This is a genomic window from Streptococcus sp. sy010, from assembly GCF_007859175.1.
GTDB lineage: Bacteria > Bacillota > Bacilli > Lactobacillales > Streptococcaceae > Streptococcus.
This window is the reverse complement of sequence record NZ_VOHO01000003.1, coordinates 129314-147394: the sequence shown is the minus strand read 5'-3', so window position 1 is coordinate 147394 and position 18081 is coordinate 129314. Positions and strand designations below refer to the sequence as shown.

Genomic DNA, 18081 nt, shown 5'->3' with positions numbered 1-18081 from the left:
TTCCTTTCTATTCCATTCGCCATTTCAAATAGCTATCAATAAAACCATCCAAATCACCGTCCATGACCTTATCCACTTGAGCCACTTCAAAACTAGTGCGATGATCCTTAACCATGGTATAAGGCGTAAAGACATAGGAACGAATTTGACTTCCCCAAGTAATTTCTTTTTTATCACCTTTAAGGGCGTTCACTTCTTGAGCTTTTTTTTCTTGTTCAAGTTGATAGAGCTTGGCCTGCAACATTTTCATGGCACGGTCACGATTACCATACTGGGTACGGTCAACAGTTGAAGCCACAACAATTCCTGTTGGAATATGGGTTAAACGCACACCTGTTGATACCTTGTTGACATTCTGACCTCCGGCACCACCTGAACGGAAGGTGTCCATCTTCACTTCATCATCACGGATTTCCACCTCAATGGTATCATCTAACTCTGGCATGACCTCAACCGAGGCAAATGAGGTATGACGACGCTTGGCTGAATCAAAAGGTGAAATTCTTACTAAGCGATGCACACCCATTTCAGACTTGAGTAAACCATAAGCATTTGGCCCTTCAAACGATAGGGTAACACTCTTGATCCCTGCTTCATCACCAGCTTGATAATCTAAAACATCGACCTTGAAACCTTTGGCATTACCAAAACGAGTGTACATCCTAAGTAGCATATCACCCCAATCTTGTGCTTCAGTTCCTCCAGAACCTGGGTGGATTTCCAAGATTGCATTGTTACTATCGTAAGGTTCTGATAACAAAAGGGTCATTTCATAGCTGGTCATTATCTGTTCCAGTTGGGTCAAGTTGTTGCTCAATTCTTCCAGTAAACTCTCGTCTTCTGCCACCAACTCCTGTAACACTGTCACATCATCCAGTAAACTAGCCATGTCATGATAGGTCTGATAGGTCTGTTTTAGACCATTTAGTTCTTGTGACACCTTTTGAGCAGCTAAATTGTCATTCCAAAAATCTGGTGCTGACATTTGATTTTCTAGCTGAGCAATGTCTTCTTCCAAAGCCTCTAAGTCAAAGAGACCTCCCAAAGCTAGCTAGCTTTTCTTCGTAGGCTTGTATTTTTTGGCGAATTTCTGCCATATCCATCTTTCTTACCTCGCTAAATTAAAGTCTATTTATTGTACCATATTTGGCCTAAACCTGCCATTTTTTGAGCAAGAGCTCACGTTCCGTCATGATGTCTTGATTGTCCGAGGATACTTCTAAAATTACCTCAATCAAATCTGGACTTGGTTTTTTAACAATCTCCCCCAAAGCCCAAATGGCTGTCGCCGCATGAATGGGATTTTGCTTTTTCTCAATAATTTCTAGCAATTTAATAATAGCAGAGCGGTCATGAGCATTGGCAAGGGCAATAATGGCATTACGTTGCAAAATATTTTTCCCCCGCCAAGCACCTGCAATCATACCAAATTTTTCCTTGAAAGTCTTATTACTCAACTCCAAAAAGGGAATCAATTCAGGGTGGGCAATGTCAGGGTTTATATCACTGGCCAAGGGATTGTTAATGCCTTTATTATAAGGGCAGCAAATCTGACAAATGTCACAACCGTAAATAACCGTCTTGATTTTCTTACGAAATTCCAAGTCCATCATGCCCTTGTCCTGCGTTTGAAAACTCAAACAACGCTTGGCATTCATCGTGCCATCACCATTCAAACAAGAGGTCGGACAAGCATCCAAACAACGCCTACAATCCCCACAATCATAATCAACAGGCTGATCTGGTTCAATTTCCAAATTGGTAATCAATTCGCCCAAATACATGTAAGAACCATATTCTTTGGAAATGACCAGTCCATTTTTACCAATAAAGCCAATTCCCGCCCGTCTAGCCACTGCCGTATCTACCAAAGCTCCTGTATCCACCATAGCCCTATGTTCTAAGGGGAAGTCTGCACACAACTCCTCAATACCAGCAGCCAAACGTTTTAACTTATCCTGTAATACATGATGATAGTCCAACCCCCAACTATTGGGCGTGAACTTACCACGCTTATAATCCGATTTTTGTGGAGCAATAGGAAGTTTATTAGGATAAGCTACTGCAATCGAAATAATCGTTTTGGCACTTTCCAAAGATAATTTAGGATCCAACCGTTCTTCAATATTCTTATGTTCAAAACCAGAATTCGTACCATTTTCATAGGCCATACGGAGTGATTTTTCTAAATAAGAAAAATCATCTGCCGTCGTAAAACCAATTTTTGAAATGCCAATTTCCTTAGCTAAACGTTGAATTTCTTCCTTGATGTTCATACTATCTATCTTAAAGGAAAAAAGTAGAAGTTTCAAGACGTGATAGCTATTTTTAATAAGAAAAACCCTCGGCAAAAATGTTCGAGAGTTTTTGGGTTAATCACTAAATCGCATTTTTATCCAAACCAACTTTACGTTGATAAAACTTAACCAATTCAACAATCACAATCATCATAGAACCAGCCACCAAAACAACTAGCCATTGTGTCAAACTTAAAGTCGTCACATGGAAGTAGTTCTTAAAGCCTGGAATCACAAGAGTAGCCGCCAAAAGAAGTCCTGCGATAACAATTGACCAGTTGAAGAGACGATTCTTGAATGGACCAACAGTTAAGATTGATTGATAAACTGACTTAACATTATAAGCATGGAAGAGTTGGATTGAACCAAGTGTTGCATAAGCCATCGTTAAGGCATCTGCATGAATTTCTTGATAAGTGCTATGCTCTGGGAATTTCAAAGCAAAAGCATAGACACCAAGTACAAGGATGGTTTGTAAAATACCTTGATACAAGATTGACGTCATGACACCACCTGAGAAGAAGCTTGACTTACGTCCACGAGGTTTATGACTCATGACACCAGGTTCTGCTGGCTCAACCCCAAGGGCAATGGCTGGTAGGGTATCTGTTACCAAGTTAATCCACAACAAATGAACTGGTGCCAAGACATCCCAACCAAATAGTGTTGCAAAGAAGATGGTGAATACTTCTGCCATGTTAGCTGACAAGAGGTATTGAATGGTTTTTTGAATGTTAGAGAAGACTTTACGTCCTTCTTCAACTGCCACGATAATCGTTGCAAAGTTATCATCAGCAAGAACCATATCTGAAGCACCTTTTGATACTTCTGTTCCTGTAATCCCCATACCGATACCAATATCTGCTGTTTTCAGAGATGGCGCATCATTAACACCATCACCTGTCATGGCAACAATCTTACCATCATTTTGCCATGCCTTAACGATACGCACCTTATGTTCTGGTGACACACGCGCATAAACAGAATATTGTTTGAAGACTTTTTGGAATTCTTCATCCGTCAATTCGTTCAATTCAGCACCAGTAAAGACATGGTCTTCCTTGTCATTTGGATCAATAATTCCTAAACGTTTAGCAATGGCTTCTGCCGTATCTTGATGGTCACCTGTAATCATAATTGGGCGAATGCCTGCTTCTTTAGCGACACGAACGGCTTCTGCCGCTTCTGGACGCTCAGGGTCGATCATACCAACCAAGCCAGCAAAGACCAAGTCATTTTCAACGATACTTGTTTCAAGTGTTGGTACACTATCCACATACTTGTAAGCCATCATCAAGACACGAAGGGCTTGTTTGGCCATTGATTTATTGATAGCTAGGATAGCTTCTTTATCTTCTGCTGTAATTTCACGAACTTGACCGTTTGATTCGATGTGACGAACACGTTTCAACAACTGGTCAGGAGCACCCTTAACTGCAACAAAGAATTGATTATCCGCTTGCTTATGGATGGTTGACATCAATTTACGGGTTGAGTCAAATGGTAGCTCTGCCACACGTGGTTCATCTTTTAAAATGTCACGCACATCAAAATTATGATCTAGACCAAATTGAACCAAGGCAGTTTCTGTTGGGTCACCGATTAACTTGCCATTTGGATCAACCTTGGTATCATTAGCAAAGTTCATCACACGCAAGGTATTGTTATCAAGAGCTAAATCAGCACTTGATGGCAATAATTCACCATTAGTATAGATTTTTTCAACTGTCATCTGATTCATGGTTAAGGTACCCGTTTTATCAGAAGCAATAATTTCTGTCGCCCCAAGGGTTTCAACTGCCGGCAATTTACGAATAATCGCATTGCGTTTTGCTAAAACTTGTGTACCAAGTGACAAGACCACAGTAACGATAGCTGGCAGACCTTCTGGAATAGCTGCTACGGCAAGGGCAACCGCAGTCAATAAACTTTTAAGGGGAGCTGTTCCTTGGACAAAGACCCCAACTGCAAACGTCACGACAGCAATACCAAGCACCAAATAGGTCAAGATTTTAGAAAGCTGATGAAGATTTTGTTTCAATGGTGTATCGGTTTCATCGGCATTTTGCAACATGGTCGCAATATGACCAACCTCAGTAAACATACCTGTGTTGGTTACGACACCAATCCCACGTCCATAGGTGACGTTAGAGTTTTGGTAGGCCATGTTAACACGGTCGCCAACACCAGCATCATCTGCAATAATAGCTTCATGGAATTTATCAACCGGAACAGATTCACCAGTCAATGCCGCTTCTTCAATCTTCAATGAATTTGATTCCAACAAGCGCATGTCAGCAGGAACAACATCTCCTGCTTCCAACATTACCACATCTCCTGGCACCAATTTTTTAGAATCCACTTCAACGACATGACCGTCACGACGGACACGGGCAAGAGGACTTGACATTGATTTAAGGGCATTGATCGCTTCTTCCGCCTTACCTTCTTGGTAAACACCAAAAGCAGCATTCAAGATAACCACAGCCATGATGATAACTGAGTCAGCCCACTCCTCACCATGTGAGGCAATTAAAGAAAGAACCGCCGCTGCAATCAAAATGATGATCATCAAATCCTTGAATTGATCAAGGAATTTAGCCAAGAAGGAACGTTTTTCTCCTTCTGCCAACTCATTACGACCATATTCTTCCAAGCGTTTTTGTGCTTCAGCATTGGTCAAACCGTCCTTGGTTACCCCCAAGGATTTCAAAACATCGTCTTGATGTTTCGTATAAAACAATTCTTTATTTTGTTCTTTAGACAAAATAAAACTCCTCTCTAGCGATCTTTTTCATAAGAAAAAGACCTGTTTGTTTTCTAAACAAGTCTTGCTGTTTAAGACAAGGCCGGAAATTTCTTTCGGCTTGACGACCTTGTCACGGTAATACCGTCGCTACTCCCTTGATTTCCTTTTTATTTTACACGAAAAAAAGAGATTTCACAAGGATTTTACGCTCATTTCCTTAAATAAACTAAGAACTAGCTCCAGCTAATCTGTAACGTGTAAGAGGCAAAGACCTGGTTTGCTTCTTCATTTGGTAATAAATCATAGGTCACACGCAAACTGTTCTCAGATCGGTCAAAAGACTTGGTTAGGGTCACCAGTTGTTGTAACCCCATTGGCGTAGGAATACTTGCTAAAGCATAGGCACCATTTACAAATCGCATAATGGTATTTGGTTGACCAAACCGTGTCATAATCATTTCTTGATTCTGGCATTTAATCACCACTTTTTCTGCGTCATCATTTTGGTAAATCAGATATAGCCAATCATTTTTTTCAGTCACGACCACGTCATGCTCCTCATGAATCAGTTCGATTTGACCATCTAAATCAATCTTATTTTTTATCTCAATCTTCATCATCGTCCCCTTCTTTTAGTTCATTTTATCAAGATTTTAACCATCTTTCAAGCCTAGAATAAAGGCATTTTTTGGTATAATGAAAATATGAAAGAAAAAATATTTAGAGACCCCATCCACAATCAAATTGTGGTCGATCATCCTGTTGTCTATGATCTAATTAACACACCAGAATTTCAGCGTTTAAGACGAATTAAACAACTTGGCACCACTGGGTTTACCTTTCACGGTGGGGAACATAGCCGCTTTTCTCATTGCCTTGGTGTCTATCATTTAGCAAGACAAGTGACACGCACCTTTAGTGAAAATTATGCTGAGCATTGGCAGGCAGACGACAACCTGTTGACAATGGTCGCTGCCCTTCTTCATGATCTTGGTCATGGTCCTTATTCGCACACTTTTGAAGGACTTTTTGCTACTGATCATGAACAATTTACTCAGGAAATCATCACTAGTCCCACCACAGCAATCAACCAAATCTTAACCAAGGTAGCACCAGACTTTCCTGATAAGGTTGCTAGCGTTATTAACCACACTTATCCCAATAAACAGGTCATTCAACTCATTTCTAGTCAGATTGACTGTGATCGTATGGATTATCTTCTTCGTGATTCCTATATGACAGGTGTTCAATACGGTCAATTTGATTTAGCCAGGATTTTAAGCAGCCTACGACCTCTCGATTCTGGTCTTGTTTTTACCAAAGGTGGCTACCATGCCGTCGAAGATTATCTCATTAGCCGCTACCAAATGTACATGCAGGTCTATTTCCACCCAGCCAGTCGTGCTATGGAGGTTTTGTTAAAAAATCTACTGAAACGAGCTCAGATACTCTACCCTACACACCAAAATTTTTTCCGTAAAGAATCACCCAAACTCATTCCATTTTTTGATAAAACTTATACGCTTAAAGACTACCTTAAATTAGATGACAGTATTCTCAACACTTATATCCAGTCCTGGATGGACTCCACCGACCCTATCTTGTCTGATTTGTCGCAACGTTTTATCAATCGCAGAGTTCTAAAATCGGTAACCTTTGCTGAAAAAGACGAACCAGTCATCCAACAACTACGACAAGAAATCGCTGCTATTGGCTTTGATCCTGCTTATTATACTGCCATCAATAGTAGTTTTGACCTTCCCTATGACATTTATCGCCCAGAAAGTAACAAGCCAAGAACCCAGATTGACATCTTACAAGAGGACAACAGCCTACTGGAGTTGTCACACGAATCACCCTTGGTTTCTAGCTTAATGGGGACTGTCCATGGCGATCGTCGGTTTTACTTTCCAAAAGAAATGCTTTTTGCAGAAGACCTCTTTGCTAGCCATAAAGAGAGATTTTTACAACTATTAGCTTCATTAAACTAGACAGTTAGCTGCCAAGCATGACAAATGATGATAATTTTAGTAAGATAGTAGTTGGAATTTTTATCAATATTAAAGGAAATATTATGTCAGTCAAACTTATCGCCGTTGACATTGACGGCACGCTACTTACTAGCCAACGACAAATCACACCTGAGGTTTTTCAGGCGGTTCAAGAAGCAAAAGCTGCTGGTATCAAGGTTGTCATTACTACTGGCAGACCCATTGCTGGTGTCACCAACCTCTTAAAAGAACTTCATTTAACCGAGGCAGGTGATTATGTCATCACTTTTAATGGTGCCTTGGTGCAAGATGTCGCTAGTGGACAAGACTTGGTCAAAGAAACCTTGAGCTATCAAGATTACTTGGCTTTGGAATACCTAGCTCGTCAGTTAGGCGTCCACATGCATGCCATTACCAAAGATGGTATCTATACTGCCAATCGAGATATTGGCAAATATACCATTCATGAAGCTCAGTTGGTCAATATGCCTGTTTTTTATCGGACACCAGAAGAGATGAAGGACAAGGAAATTGTCAAAATCATGTTTATTGATGAGCCAGAGCTACTGGATCAAGCCATTTCACAAATCCCAAGTGATTTTTATGAGCAATATACCTTGGTCAAATCGCAACCTTTCTATCTTGAAGTGGTGGCTAAAACAGTCAGCAAGGGAAATGCCATTATCCATTTGGCAGAACAATTAGGTTTTGATATGACCGAAACCATGGCGATTGGCGATGAGGAAAATGATCGTGCCATGCTAGAAGTCGTTGCTCATCCTGTTGTTATGGAAAATGGCAATCCAGAAATCAAGAAAATTGCCAAACACATTACCAAATCAAACGATGAGTCAGGCGTTGCTTACGCCATTAGAAAGTGGGCACTTAAATAATATGTTCAGCTATAAAATTGGAATTTCCCAAGACGAACACGATACCTTCGTCCAAAATCATCCCCAAGCCAATCTACTTCAAAGTTCAAAATGGGCTAAGATTAAGGACAATTGGGGCAATCAACGAGTGGGCTTTTATCGCAATCAAGAACTGGTTGCTTCTGCCTCGATTCTAATTAGAAAACTTCCTCTTGGTTTTACCATGCTTTATATTCCAAGAGGACCAATTATGGATTATAATGATGAAGAATTGGTTAGTTTTGTTTTCAAATCCCTAAAAGCATTTGGACGCAAACAACGGGCTATTTTTATCAAATTTGATCCCAATCTTCATTTACGAACCAATCAAATTGGGCAAGATCCTCAAGAAAAAACCGATGCTCAAAAGCAAATCGCCTTATTGCAAGCCAAGGGAGCTCAATGGACTGGTTTAACCACCGACATCTCAGATAACATTCAACCTCGTTTCCAAGCCAATCTCTATGCTGACCATTATGATTTAGCGGATTTCCATAAAAAAACAAAGCAAATCATTCGTGTGGCACAAAACAAGGGAGTATCAATTCAATTTGGTCATCTCAATTTGGTAGAAGATTTTACTGAATTGATGAAAAAAACGGAAACTCGCAAACAAATCCATTTGCGTAACAAGGACTATTACACTAAACTCCTTGAAACCTATGGTGAACAAGCCTATATCACCATGGCTTTTCTCAATCTTACTGAAAAACAAGAACAGTTCAGTTCAGAATTGGCTAAGGCTCAGGCAACCTTTGCTGAATTTACCAAAAACACTCACAAAAACAAGGTCAAAAATACTCAAAATGAAATCAATCGTCTGCAAAAAGAACTTGATTTTATTCAAACAGAACTTGAAAAAGGACGTTCAATGGTGCCGCTTGCAGCAACCTTGTCATTGAATTTTGGACCAACATCTGAAAATCTTTATGCTGGAATGGATGAGATTTTCCGTAGCTACAATGCTCCCTTACTGACTTGGCACCAAACGGCTCAACACGCCTTTGACATGGGCATTACTTGGCAGAATATGGGAGGGGTGGAAAATGACCTCTCTGGTGGCCTATATAACTTTAAATCAAAACTAAATCCAACCATTGAAGAATTTATCGGCGAGTTCAATTTACCAATCAATCCTGTTCTCTATCGACTCTTCATGTTGGCCTACGCTGGACGTAAAAAATTAAGGAAGAAAAACTAATGACGCTAAAAACTCTCAGCAAAGAGCAATTTCTAGACCATGTTAGTCAAGTTAAGGAAAAATCCTTTCTTCAAAGCTCTGAAATGGCAGATTTGCTAACGAAACGAGGCTACAACACCAGTTTTATTGGTTTAGAAAAAAAAGGGCAAATTGTGGTATCTGCTCTTCTTTACAGTCTTCCAATGACTGGTGGACTGCACTTAGAAATCAATGGCGGCCCTGTCTGCAACGTAACGGATGATTTACCAGAATTTTATCAAGAACTTAAAAATTACGCTAAACAACAAGGGGCTTTAGAATTAGTTGTTAAACCCTATCAAACTTATCAAACCTTTGACAGCCAAGGTCAAGCAACTAGCCAAGAGCATACTGAGTTTATTCAACAATTAACTGATTTGGGTTATACTCATGATGGCTTAAAAACAGGTTATCCTGGAGGAGAACCTGACTGGCATTATGTCAAAGATTTAACAGGTCTTACGACAGAAAATCTAACAGCTTCTTTTAGTAAAAAAGGACGACCACTAATTAAGAAAGCTAATAGTTTTGGAATTAAAATTCGTCCACTTAAACGTGAAGAACTGCAAATCTTCAAAGATATTACTGCTTCGACATCTGATCGACGTGAATATGCTGATAAATCTTTGGACTATTATCAAGATTTCTATGATAGTTTCAAGGAAAACTGTGAATTTATGGTAGCCAGCCTCAATTTTCAAGATTATCAAGATAATCTCAATCTAGAAGCTGCAGAAATTCAAAGTAGGTTAGAACGCATCGAACAAGAACTAAGTCAAAATCCTGATTCTGCTAAGAAGAAAAAAGAACGACAACAAGTCATCAAACAAGTGGATACCCTAGCCATTCGTCAACAAGAAGCACAAGACTTCATTGATAAGTATGGTGACCAAGATGTCATCATGGCGGCCAGCCTGTTTATCTACACTCCTCAAGAAACCGTCTATCTTTTTAGCGGTTCTTATACAGAATTCAACAAATTTTATGCACCAGCAGTCCTACAAGAATACGTGATGCTGGAAAGTTTGAAACGAAACATCTCTTTCTATAATTTCCTAGGGATTACAGGGGAATTTGACCATTCAGATGGTGTTCTTCGCTTCAAGCAAAACTTTAATGGCTATATTGTTCGTAAAATGGGAACCTTCCGATACTATCCAAATCCTTACAAATACAAGCTCATTCAGCTTGTCAAACGACTACTCAATAGAAAGTAATTGTCATGTATTTAGAACTGCTCACACCTCAGCAATTTGACCAGTTTCATCAAACGGTAACTGAAGCCAATTTTGAACAAAATAGCCAAATGATGTCTTTGTTAGAAAAGCGAGGCTATCAAGTAAAAGCCATTGGCTTATTTGATAACAAACAAACGATTCAAGTAGCTGCTATTTTATTTGGCTTACCGGTTGCTGGCGGCTTGCGTATGGAGATCCATTATGGGCCTATTTATAAGGAAAAAGAATTTCTTCTTCCTTTTCTCAATCAACTAAAACTATTTGCCAAAAAAGAAGGCATTATTGAATTAGAAATCAAACCCTATGATACCTATCAATATTTTGATGACCAAGGTCAGCCACTAGAAACAGCAAACGATGATTTGGTGGAGCTTTATCAAAAAGCTGGTTATCACTACGGTGGACTCACTAAGGGATTTGAAACAAGTGATTGGCACTATATTAAAAATTTAAATGGGCTAACACCTGACACGCTTCTCAAATCCTTCAGCAAAAAAGGACGACCACTCGTTAAAAAAGCACAAACCTTCGGCATTAAACTACGAGCCCTCAACCGTGAAGAACTGCCACTTTTTAAGGAAATTGTCGATACGACTTCTGATCGACGTGGTTATGTCGCTAAAAGTCTTGATTATTATGAATATTTTTATGATGGCTTTGGCTCCAATTGTGAATTTATGGTCGCTAGTCTTAACTTTCAAGATTATTTAGCCAATCTCCAAGAAGATCAAGACACACTGCAAAAGAAAATTGAAAAATTAGAAAATGATTTGCTCACAAATCCTAATTCTGAGAAAAAACAAAACCAATTGCGTGAGTTAAAAAGTCAATTTGATACCTTTACCGTCCGAAAAAAGGAAGCTGCCGACTTTATTGACAAGTATGGCAACCAAGATGTTCTCCTAGCTGGTAGTCTTTTTGTCTATACACCACAAGAGTCTATCTACCTCTTTAGTGGCTCTTATACCGAATTCAACAAATTTTATGCACCTGCCCTTTTACAAGAGTATGTCATGCTCCAAAGTATCAAGCGTGGTATCACCCGCTACAATTTACTCGGTTTTTCTGGAGATTTTTCAGGTGAGGACGGTGTCCTTCGTTTCAAACAAAATTTCAACGGTTACATTGAACGTAAACCTGGAAGTTTTTATTACTACCCTCGTCCTTTGAAATACAAGTTTATCCAAATGATTAAAAAAGTTTTGAAACGCTAAAAAAGAACTGGTTATCCAGTTCTTTTTTAATTACTTAACTGCTGCCAATAATTCAAGGAAGCTAGCTGGTTCAAGTGATGCACCACCTACAAGAGCACCGTCAACATCTGGACAAGCCATGTACTCAGCGATGTTAGCAGGGTTTACTGAACCACCGTATTGAACACGAACTTTGTCAGCCACTTCTTGACCAAAATCAGCTGCAACCACATCACGCACTGCTTTACACATTGTTTGTGCATCATCCTTAGTAGCTGATTTACCAGTACCGATAGCCCAAATTGGCTCATAAGCAATCACTGATGCTGCAACTTGCTCTGCTGTCAAACCTTTAAGGGCTGCTGATACTTGAGCACCAACAAATTCTACCGCTTTACCAGCTTCATAAGTTTCAAGCGACTCACCACAACAGATGATTGGTGTCAAGCCATTGCGGAAAATCGCATGAGCTTTTTTGTTAATATCTTCATCTGTTTCATGGAAGTAATCACGACGCTCTGAGTGACCGATGATTACATAGTCTGCACCAAGATCAGCCAAAACTTTTGGACTTGTTTCACCAGTGAACGCACCAGCATCTTCAAAATAACAGTTTTGAGCAGCAACTTTCAATTGACTACCCATTGCTTGGAATTTAACACCGTTAAGCAAAACAGGTGAAGCTCCGATAACAGATTCTACCACTTCTTCTGATGGCAATTTATCTTTCACTTCTTCTACAAAAGCCATAGCTTCTTGAACATTCTTGTTCATTTTCCAGTTACCAGCAATAATTGGTTTACGTGACATTTCACATACCTCTTCTATTTTTATTTACATTCTCTATTCTATCATAAATTTAACAGACTTGAAAGTTTTTTCTCAAACTCAAGGTGATGGATACTAAGAACGGTCTAATTTTAGCCGTTTTTCTAAAATGCCTTGACCACATTCTAATAAGAAACTCAAAGACCAGTAAATGATAGCGACTAGGATATACATAGACATATAATCCCATTTGGAACCACCGATAATCTTGGCATTTTGAAAAATATCAGGTACTGTAATCATGGCGACCAAGGAAGAACTTTTAACCAGATCAATCATCACATTTCCCAACGGTGGAATGGCAATACGAATGGCTTGAGGAAGGATAATATAGCGAATCACTTTGGCTTTTGGTAAACCTAGGGCTGTTGCAGCCTCCCATTGACCTTTATTAACTGCACTAATCGCAGAGCGAAAAATTTCAGATATATAAGCAGAAGAAACCACGCTAAAACCAATCAAAGAACAAGTCAAAGCAGATAATTGAATATTGTAATAGGGTAACCCAAAATAGAGAACAAATAAAACCACAATCATGGGCACTCCTCGCATGATTGAAACAAATATACGAGCTGGCCATGACCAGTAAGCTTTATCTGACAAGCGCATCAAAGCAATGAAACAACCTAGGATTAAACCACAAATAAAACCAAGACCTGCAATTCCTAGAGTATAAGGTAAGCCACTAATGACAAAACTGAAACTATCTATCATCAAGGGTATATCAATAAATTTCGTCATCTATTTCTCCCTATTTTATCTCATTGCTATAACATAAAAGTTCTCGATCCTCTAACAACTGGGCTAACGCCAAAAGTAAGTCCTCTCTTCCCTTAGCAGCAGTAACCTGTACACCCAAAGGCAAACCTGAAGCTGTTCGATAAACTGGCAGACTAATCGACGGTTGTCCTGTAATATTTGACAACTGGTTAAATGGCGTTAAGGCTAAACTAGGAGCAAACATCTCCACAATCAACTCTTCCTGTTGTTTTTGATTATAGTCAGTAATATGGTTCAAAGATTCTATTAAGCTTTCTGATAAATCTAACTGATTATGCTTAGGAGCCACATCAGCCGTTGCTGGAGAAATAATTAGATCATATTCTTGATGAAACTCTTCCATCAAATAAGTGTAGCGATCCCAAAGCTGAATCAGCTTACTATAATCTTTGGCTTTAACTCCTTTACCTGTTTGATAAATCGCCCACGTCATCAATTCCATATCAGACTTGGTCACTGAACGCCCTAATAACATTTCAATATCATCAAACATAGCTGCCGTTTCAACACTATTCATGACATAATAACTGCTAATGGCTTCAAGCCCATCAACTGGAAGATTATCCAGTTCTACTACCTCGTGACCTTGAGTAGCTAAAAAATGGGCAAGCTTATCAACTGCCTTTTTGGCAGAATCTGACACTGAACTATGAACAGGTGAGTTTTTCTGTACGGCAATTTTTAAACCTTTAGGAAATGAACTGTTCAGACTGTCTTGACTAAGAAGTGGCAAAGGAAAGGGACTATCTAATTGACAAACTTGTAAGCCAGCCAATAAACGCTTGGTATCTCTCACTGACTTGGTTAAAGCAAAATTAACAGACAAACCTTGCCAACCACGAAAAGATGATGGGCCAACAGGAATACGACCTCGACTGGTTTTCAAACCAATCAAACCATTAAAAGACGCTGGAATCCTAATCGACCCACCACCGTCACTAGCACCTGCCAAAGGCACCATACCAGAAGCCACTGCTGCCCCAGCACCACCACTAGAACCACCTGCATTGCGTGACAAATCCATAGGCAAATTAACTCGGCCATTAAACTGACTGTCACTGATATTCTTAAAACCAAATTCAGGCGTATTGGTACGACCCAGAATCACGAAACCTAGATTTTCCAATCCTTTGACGTAGTTATCCGATAGTTTAGCACGGTAATTCACAAATAATTTAGACCCTGAACTAGATGGCTCATCCGCCTGTTCTTGACCCAAATCCTTCAACAAAATAGGAACACCCGCAAATGCTTTATTCGTGAAATCTCGAGTTTCTGCTTCAAATAAAGCCTTTTCATAACGTTTACTCGTCACAGCATTAAGGCTTGGATTCAATTTTTCTATTTTATCAATCGAATACTCAACCAATTCTCTAGGTGATATTTCCTTTAATCTGACTTTTTCTGCCAAACCTGTCGCGTCCATTTTTTCCAACATAGCTACTCTCCTTACCGCTTTCATTGTCTATTATAACCTAAAAAATATAAATAAAAAAGAAGCTAGACGAGTTAGCTTCTTTTAGACTTAGATTATTTACCAAGTTTTGCTTTAGCAGCCTCTGCAAGAGCTGTGAAAGCTGCTGCATCATTAACTGCCAAATCAGCAAGCATTTTACGGTTTACTTCGATTTCAGCCAATTTCAAACCATGCATCAATTGTGAGTATGACAAACCGTTCATACGAGCAGCCGCATTGATACGAGTGATCCAAAGTTTACGGAAATCACGTTTCTTTTGACGGCGATCACGGTAAGCATAGTAGTAAGAGTTCATTACTTGTTCTTTCGCTGTGCGGAACAAGATATGCTTAGCTCCGTAATAACCTTTAGCTAATTTTAAAATACGTTTACGACGTTTGCGTGATACAACGCCACCTTTAACACGTGCCATTTATTGTTTCCTCCAAAAATTCTGTTAATCTACTTCTTAGCGACTATCTTATTTAAGACCAGTCAACATTGCTTTAATACGTTTGAAATCTCCTGAATGCACCATAGCTGCTTTACGAAGATGACGACGTTGTTTCTTAGTTTTTCCGTGGAAACGGTGAGAAGTGTATGCACGGAAGCGTTTAAGACCGCCTGAACCTGTACGTTTGAAACGTTTAGCTGATGCACGGTGTGTTTTTTGTTTTGGCATGATAAATTTCTCCTTTTGATAAACTACGGGTTTCCCCTATTTCTTTTCAGGAATTGGTGCAAGGTGCATGAACATCTGACGACCATCCATCTTTGCACGTTGCTCGATGATGGCAATGTCTTGTGTCGCTTCAGCAAAGTCTGCCAAGACCTTAGCTCCAATTTCCTTATGTGTAATCATTCGTCCTCTAAAACGAATAGATACCTTGACCTTATGCCCCTTTTCAATGAACTTACGACCATTTCTAAGTTTGGTTTCAAAATCTCCCTTGTCAATAACAGGACTCAGACGAACCTCTTTGACCGTCACAACGCTTTGTTTTTTACGTTGTTCCTTTTGTTTCTTTTGATATTCAAACTTGAATTTGCCATAATCCATGATTTTAGCAACAGGTGGTGTTGCTTGAGGTTGAATTAAAACCAAATCAACATTCGCATTATCAGCCAAAGCTTGAGCTTCTGATAACGGTTTAATTCCTAATTGTTCTCCCTCAAGACCGATGAGACGAACTTCGCGGACACGAATTTCATCGTTGATGAACAAATCCTTTTTAGCTATGTTCTTCACCTCTTTACTTTTTTAGAGAAAAACAAATGCGGACCTATCACTAAGTCCGCACTACATCTTGTATTTCATCACTGAAACTTGACATGTAGAGCCAGACAACGTTAGTCGCAAGGCGAGAAGTTCTCACTTCTGCTTTTCTCATTATTAGTATTCTATCATACTAATCATTGCTTGTCAATAATTTCAGTTACTTTTTCTAAAATAAATGCAACAACACTATCAATTGATACACCAGTGGTATCAAAAGTAATGGCATCATCTGCCGCTTTCAAAGGAGAAACCTTACGGTGACTATCTTTATAATCACGATCTGCAATAGCTTGTTTCAAACGCTCTAAGTCTGCTTCAATGCCTTTGGCTTGGTTTTCCTTGTAACGTCGTTCTGCTCTCTCTTCAACTGAAGCATTTAAAAATATTTTCAACTCAGCATTTGGTAAAACCACTGTCCCAATATCACGACCATCCATGATAATAGCACCTGTTTTTGCAATGCGTTGTTGTTCTTTAACCAATTTTTCTCGAACTTGCGGCAGAGCTGCAACCCATGATACATTAGCCGTCACATCATTTTGACGAATGGCATCTGTAACATTTTGTTCTCCCAAAAAGACAAGCTGGCTTCCATCTTCTGCTAAAGAAAAGGAAATAGGATATTGATCAACTAATTTAACCAATTCTTCTACGTCTTCCTCTGAAAGAGCATGCTGCAAAGCTAGATAAGTAACAGAACGATACATAGCTCCAGTATCAAGATAGGTGTAACCTAATTTATCAGCAACAATTTTGGCAACGGTACTTTTTCCACTTGAAGCTGGACCATCTATTGCAATAGTTATTTGTTTCATGATCACCACTAATTTACATAAACAACATCGCCAGGATTCGCATACCAGTAACCACGAGTCATGTGACCTGGATTAAGTGCTTCTAGTTGAGCTACTGAAATACCTGCACGAGCAGCAATTGAGCCAGCTCCTTCACCAGCTAAAACTGTGATCGTTTGTGTTGCAACTTCCGATGAGCTCACATAATATTCTTCAACTTGACTTTCTGCAACATATTCTTGACTATAATAATCTACTTCGCTTTCGATTTCACTACTTGATTCCTGCGAACTAGAGCTTGATTTAGTCTTTTTAGAACTACTTGTTGTTTCTGACGTACTTGATGAGCTTGAAGAAGTTACTTCAGTAGATGATGATTTAGATGAGCTTTCACTTGAAACTGATGACGCCCCATAAAAACCTTGCGTAGCTTTGGCTTCATCACTACCACCATTTGACGTATAAAAAACGATAAATAAAATCGCAACGACAATGAAGAAAAAGATACTAAGTAAAATAGTCAAAATTGGCGTGCTAATCAAAGCTCCTTTTTTTGAACGTGCGACTTTATCGACTTTCTTTTCATCAACTTTTTGTTCCCACGGTTTTTTCACTACCATGTCCCCCTTGTTATTTTTTAAAATTCATATTACAATAATACTATGAAAGTATCACTAATTCCAGAAAAATGTATCGCATGTGGCCTTTGCCAAACTTATTCTGACGTTTTTGACTACCATGACGATGGCATTGTTAAATTCGCCCATACTGACGAGCTAAATCAAGAGCTAGCAAATCGTTCTGATACCCTTTTGGCTGTCAAATCTTGTCCAACCAAAGCACTGATCATTGATTAAGTGCTTTTTTATCATACTTATAAAGTTCAAAGTAATCGAGATTGATAAAATTATCTACCAATTCCACCTCTCCTTGAAAATCTTCTTGAAGTGCTAATTCATCTAAAAAATATTTTTTAGGCCATTTCCGCATACTAAAACAGCGTTTTTTTTGATTTTTGAAAATCAAGGTCAAGGTTGATTTGGTCACTTGAATTTTTTCAATATCTGCAATCGCTACCCGATAAGGTCTAAAAAGATTGAGTGAAACAATCCTTAGATAAGCACCTTCTATCACAAAATAACGATGAAACCCTAGACCAACCAAAACCACAAACAAAGTAAATAAAATAAAAATGTTGCGTGGTATCCTAGTATGTTCATAAACCAAGGCCAAACTAAGAAAAATCGGTGTAATGGCAATTGACCAATAACTAATGAACCAAGACAATTCTGGCTGCCAATGATACCTATTTTTACCAAATAGTGTAATCATGTCGAACCCTCCT

The 18081-nt window shown here is 39.1% G+C and carries 19 protein-coding genes and 1 other annotated feature; of the genes, 6 read left to right on the top strand and 13 right to left on the bottom strand.

Annotation, left to right across the window (positions count from 1 at the left end; translation table 11 throughout):
- Nucleotides 1–7 precede the first annotated feature (7 nt).
- The 4 genes from prfB to FRX51_RS04020 form a co-directional block, all read right to left on the bottom strand.
- Nucleotides 8–1103 (bottom strand): peptide chain release factor 2 gene (gene prfB / locus FRX51_RS04035; RefSeq protein ID WP_146496061.1). Its coding sequence is split into 2 segments (ribosomal slippage): nucleotides 8–1030 and nucleotides 1032–1103, totalling 1095 coding nucleotides; the frame shifts between segments, so codons are not numbered across the junction.
- A gap of 48 nt (nucleotides 1104–1151) precedes the next feature.
- The gene (queG, locus tag FRX51_RS04030; RefSeq protein ID WP_146496059.1) at nucleotides 1152–2276 is read right to left on the bottom strand and encodes a tRNA epoxyqueuosine(34) reductase QueG; all 1125 of its coding nucleotides are present in this window, start codon (nucleotides 2274–2276) and stop codon (nucleotides 1152–1154) included.
- Nucleotides 2277–2379: 103 nt separating this feature from the next.
- Entirely contained in the window at nucleotides 2380–5064 is a 2685-nt protein-coding gene (locus FRX51_RS04025) for a cation-translocating P-type ATPase (protein ID WP_146496057.1), read from the bottom strand.
- Nucleotides 5065–5279: 215 nt separating this feature from the next.
- The gene (locus FRX51_RS04020; RefSeq protein WP_398587296.1) at nucleotides 5280–5666 is read right to left on the bottom strand and encodes a DUF1934 domain-containing protein; all 387 of its coding nucleotides are present in this window, start codon (nucleotides 5664–5666) and stop codon (nucleotides 5280–5282) included.
- A gap of 84 nt (nucleotides 5667–5750) precedes the next feature.
- On the opposite strand from FRX51_RS04020, the gene FRX51_RS04015 reads away from it, so the two are divergent.
- From FRX51_RS04015 to FRX51_RS03995, 5 genes are all read left to right on the top strand, one after another.
- Nucleotides 5751–7037 carry an HD domain-containing protein gene (locus tag FRX51_RS04015; RefSeq protein WP_146496055.1) on the top strand — a complete coding sequence of 429 codons (1287 nt, stop codon included), beginning with the start codon at nucleotides 5751–5753 and terminating at the stop codon, nucleotides 7035–7037.
- An 83-nt stretch (nucleotides 7038–7120) separates the two neighbouring features.
- Entirely contained in the window at nucleotides 7121–7930 is an 810-nt protein-coding gene (gene yidA / locus FRX51_RS04010) for a sugar-phosphatase (protein WP_146496121.1), read from the top strand.
- A 1-nt stretch (nucleotide 7931) separates the two neighbouring features.
- On the top strand, nucleotides 7932–9149 hold the full coding sequence (locus tag FRX51_RS04005) for an aminoacyltransferase (RefSeq protein ID WP_146496119.1): 1218 nt from the start codon (nucleotides 7932–7934) through the stop codon (nucleotides 9147–9149).
- Nucleotides 9149–10384, top strand: coding sequence for an aminoacyltransferase (locus FRX51_RS04000; protein WP_146496054.1), 1236 nt, complete (start codon nucleotides 9149–9151; stop codon nucleotides 10382–10384). The genes FRX51_RS04005 and FRX51_RS04000 overlap by 1 nt, the downstream gene beginning before the upstream one ends.
- Before the next feature lie 5 nt (nucleotides 10385–10389).
- Nucleotides 10390–11619 (top strand): aminoacyltransferase, encoded by a 1230-nt coding sequence (locus FRX51_RS03995; RefSeq protein WP_146496052.1) that lies wholly within the window; start codon nucleotides 10390–10392, stop codon nucleotides 11617–11619.
- A 30-nt stretch (nucleotides 11620–11649) separates the two neighbouring features.
- On the opposite strand, the gene tpiA is transcribed toward FRX51_RS03995, so the two are convergent.
- The 8 genes from tpiA to FRX51_RS03955 form a co-directional block, all read right to left on the bottom strand.
- On the bottom strand, nucleotides 11650–12408 hold the full coding sequence (tpiA, locus tag FRX51_RS03990) for a triose-phosphate isomerase (RefSeq protein ID WP_146496050.1): 759 nt from the start codon (nucleotides 12406–12408) through the stop codon (nucleotides 11650–11652).
- A gap of 93 nt (nucleotides 12409–12501) precedes the next feature.
- A complete protein-coding gene (locus tag FRX51_RS03985; RefSeq protein ID WP_146496048.1) occupies nucleotides 12502–13167 on the bottom strand; it encodes an amino acid ABC transporter permease in 666 nt (221 codons plus the stop codon).
- A 10-nt stretch (nucleotides 13168–13177) separates the two neighbouring features.
- Entirely contained in the window at nucleotides 13178–14641 is a 1464-nt protein-coding gene (locus FRX51_RS03980; RefSeq protein WP_146496117.1) for an amidase, read from the bottom strand.
- Nucleotides 14642–14736: 95 nt separating this feature from the next.
- Nucleotides 14737–15096, bottom strand: a complete 360-nt coding sequence (gene rplT / locus FRX51_RS03975) for a 50S ribosomal protein L20 (RefSeq protein ID WP_146496046.1) — start codon at nucleotides 15094–15096, stop codon at nucleotides 14737–14739.
- A gap of 48 nt (nucleotides 15097–15144) precedes the next feature.
- Nucleotides 15145–15345, bottom strand: coding sequence for a 50S ribosomal protein L35 (gene rpmI / locus FRX51_RS03970; RefSeq protein WP_003025048.1), 201 nt, complete (start codon nucleotides 15343–15345; stop codon nucleotides 15145–15147).
- Nucleotides 15346–15381: 36 nt separating this feature from the next.
- Nucleotides 15382–15912 carry a translation initiation factor IF-3 gene (gene infC / locus FRX51_RS03965; RefSeq protein ID WP_146496044.1) on the bottom strand — a complete coding sequence of 177 codons (531 nt, stop codon included), beginning with the start codon at nucleotides 15910–15912 and terminating at the stop codon, nucleotides 15382–15384.
- Nucleotides 15913–15926: 14 nt separating this feature from the next.
- Nucleotides 15927–16053, bottom strand: a sequence feature (ribosomal protein L20 leader region).
- Between the two features lie 23 nt (nucleotides 16054–16076).
- The gene (cmk, locus tag FRX51_RS03960) at nucleotides 16077–16757 is read right to left on the bottom strand and encodes a (d)CMP kinase (RefSeq protein WP_146496042.1); all 681 of its coding nucleotides are present in this window, start codon (nucleotides 16755–16757) and stop codon (nucleotides 16077–16079) included.
- An 8-nt stretch (nucleotides 16758–16765) separates the two neighbouring features.
- Nucleotides 16766–17356 carry an SAG1386/EF1546 family surface-associated protein gene (locus FRX51_RS03955; protein WP_146496040.1) on the bottom strand — a complete coding sequence of 197 codons (591 nt, stop codon included), beginning with the start codon at nucleotides 17354–17356 and terminating at the stop codon, nucleotides 16766–16768.
- 42 nt (nucleotides 17357–17398) lie between these two features.
- Between FRX51_RS03955 and FRX51_RS03950 the strand changes: the two genes are divergently transcribed.
- Nucleotides 17399–17593: a ferredoxin gene (locus FRX51_RS03950; protein ID WP_146496038.1), complete on the top strand. Its 195-nt coding sequence runs from the start codon at nucleotides 17399–17401 to the stop codon at nucleotides 17591–17593.
- On the opposite strand, the gene FRX51_RS03945 is transcribed toward FRX51_RS03950, so the two are convergent.
- Nucleotides 17583–18068, bottom strand: coding sequence for an EbsA family protein (locus FRX51_RS03945; protein WP_146496036.1), 486 nt, complete (start codon nucleotides 18066–18068; stop codon nucleotides 17583–17585). The two genes, FRX51_RS03950 and FRX51_RS03945, sit on opposite strands and share 11 nt — an antisense overlap.
- Between the last annotated feature and the right edge of the window lie 13 nt (nucleotides 18069–18081).

Coding starts and splice junctions, on each gene's coding strand:
- queG (WP_146496059.1), bottom strand. CDS start 2,276: ATGAACATCAAGGAAGAAATTCAACGTTTAGCTAAGGAAATTGGCATT.
- FRX51_RS04020 (WP_398587296.1), bottom strand. CDS start 5,666: ATGATGAAGATTGAGATAAAAAATAAGATTGATTTAGATGGTCAAATC.
- FRX51_RS04015 (WP_146496055.1), top strand. CDS start 5,751: ATGAAAGAAAAAATATTTAGAGACCCCATCCACAATCAAATTGTGGTC.
- yidA (WP_146496121.1), top strand. CDS start 7,121: ATGTCAGTCAAACTTATCGCCGTTGACATTGACGGCACGCTACTTACT.
- FRX51_RS04005 (WP_146496119.1), top strand. CDS start 7,932: ATGTTCAGCTATAAAATTGGAATTTCCCAAGACGAACACGATACCTTC.
- FRX51_RS04000 (WP_146496054.1), top strand. CDS start 9,149: ATGACGCTAAAAACTCTCAGCAAAGAGCAATTTCTAGACCATGTTAGT.
- FRX51_RS03995 (WP_146496052.1), top strand. CDS start 10,390: ATGTATTTAGAACTGCTCACACCTCAGCAATTTGACCAGTTTCATCAA.
- tpiA (WP_146496050.1), bottom strand. CDS start 12,408: ATGTCACGTAAACCAATTATTGCTGGTAACTGGAAAATGAACAAGAAT.
- FRX51_RS03985 (WP_146496048.1), bottom strand. CDS start 13,167: ATGACGAAATTTATTGATATACCCTTGATGATAGATAGTTTCAGTTTT.
- rplT (WP_146496046.1), bottom strand. CDS start 15,096: ATGGCACGTGTTAAAGGTGGCGTTGTATCACGCAAACGTCGTAAACGT.
- rpmI (WP_003025048.1), bottom strand. CDS start 15,345: ATGCCAAAACAAAAAACACACCGTGCATCAGCTAAACGTTTCAAACGT.
- cmk (WP_146496042.1), bottom strand. CDS start 16,757: ATGAAACAAATAACTATTGCAATAGATGGTCCAGCTTCAAGTGGAAAA.
- FRX51_RS03955 (WP_146496040.1), bottom strand. CDS start 17,356: ATGGTAGTGAAAAAACCGTGGGAACAAAAAGTTGATGAAAAGAAAGTC.
- FRX51_RS03950 (WP_146496038.1), top strand. CDS start 17,399: ATGAAAGTATCACTAATTCCAGAAAAATGTATCGCATGTGGCCTTTGC.
- FRX51_RS03945 (WP_146496036.1), bottom strand. CDS start 18,068: ATGATTACACTATTTGGTAAAAATAGGTATCATTGGCAGCCAGAATTG.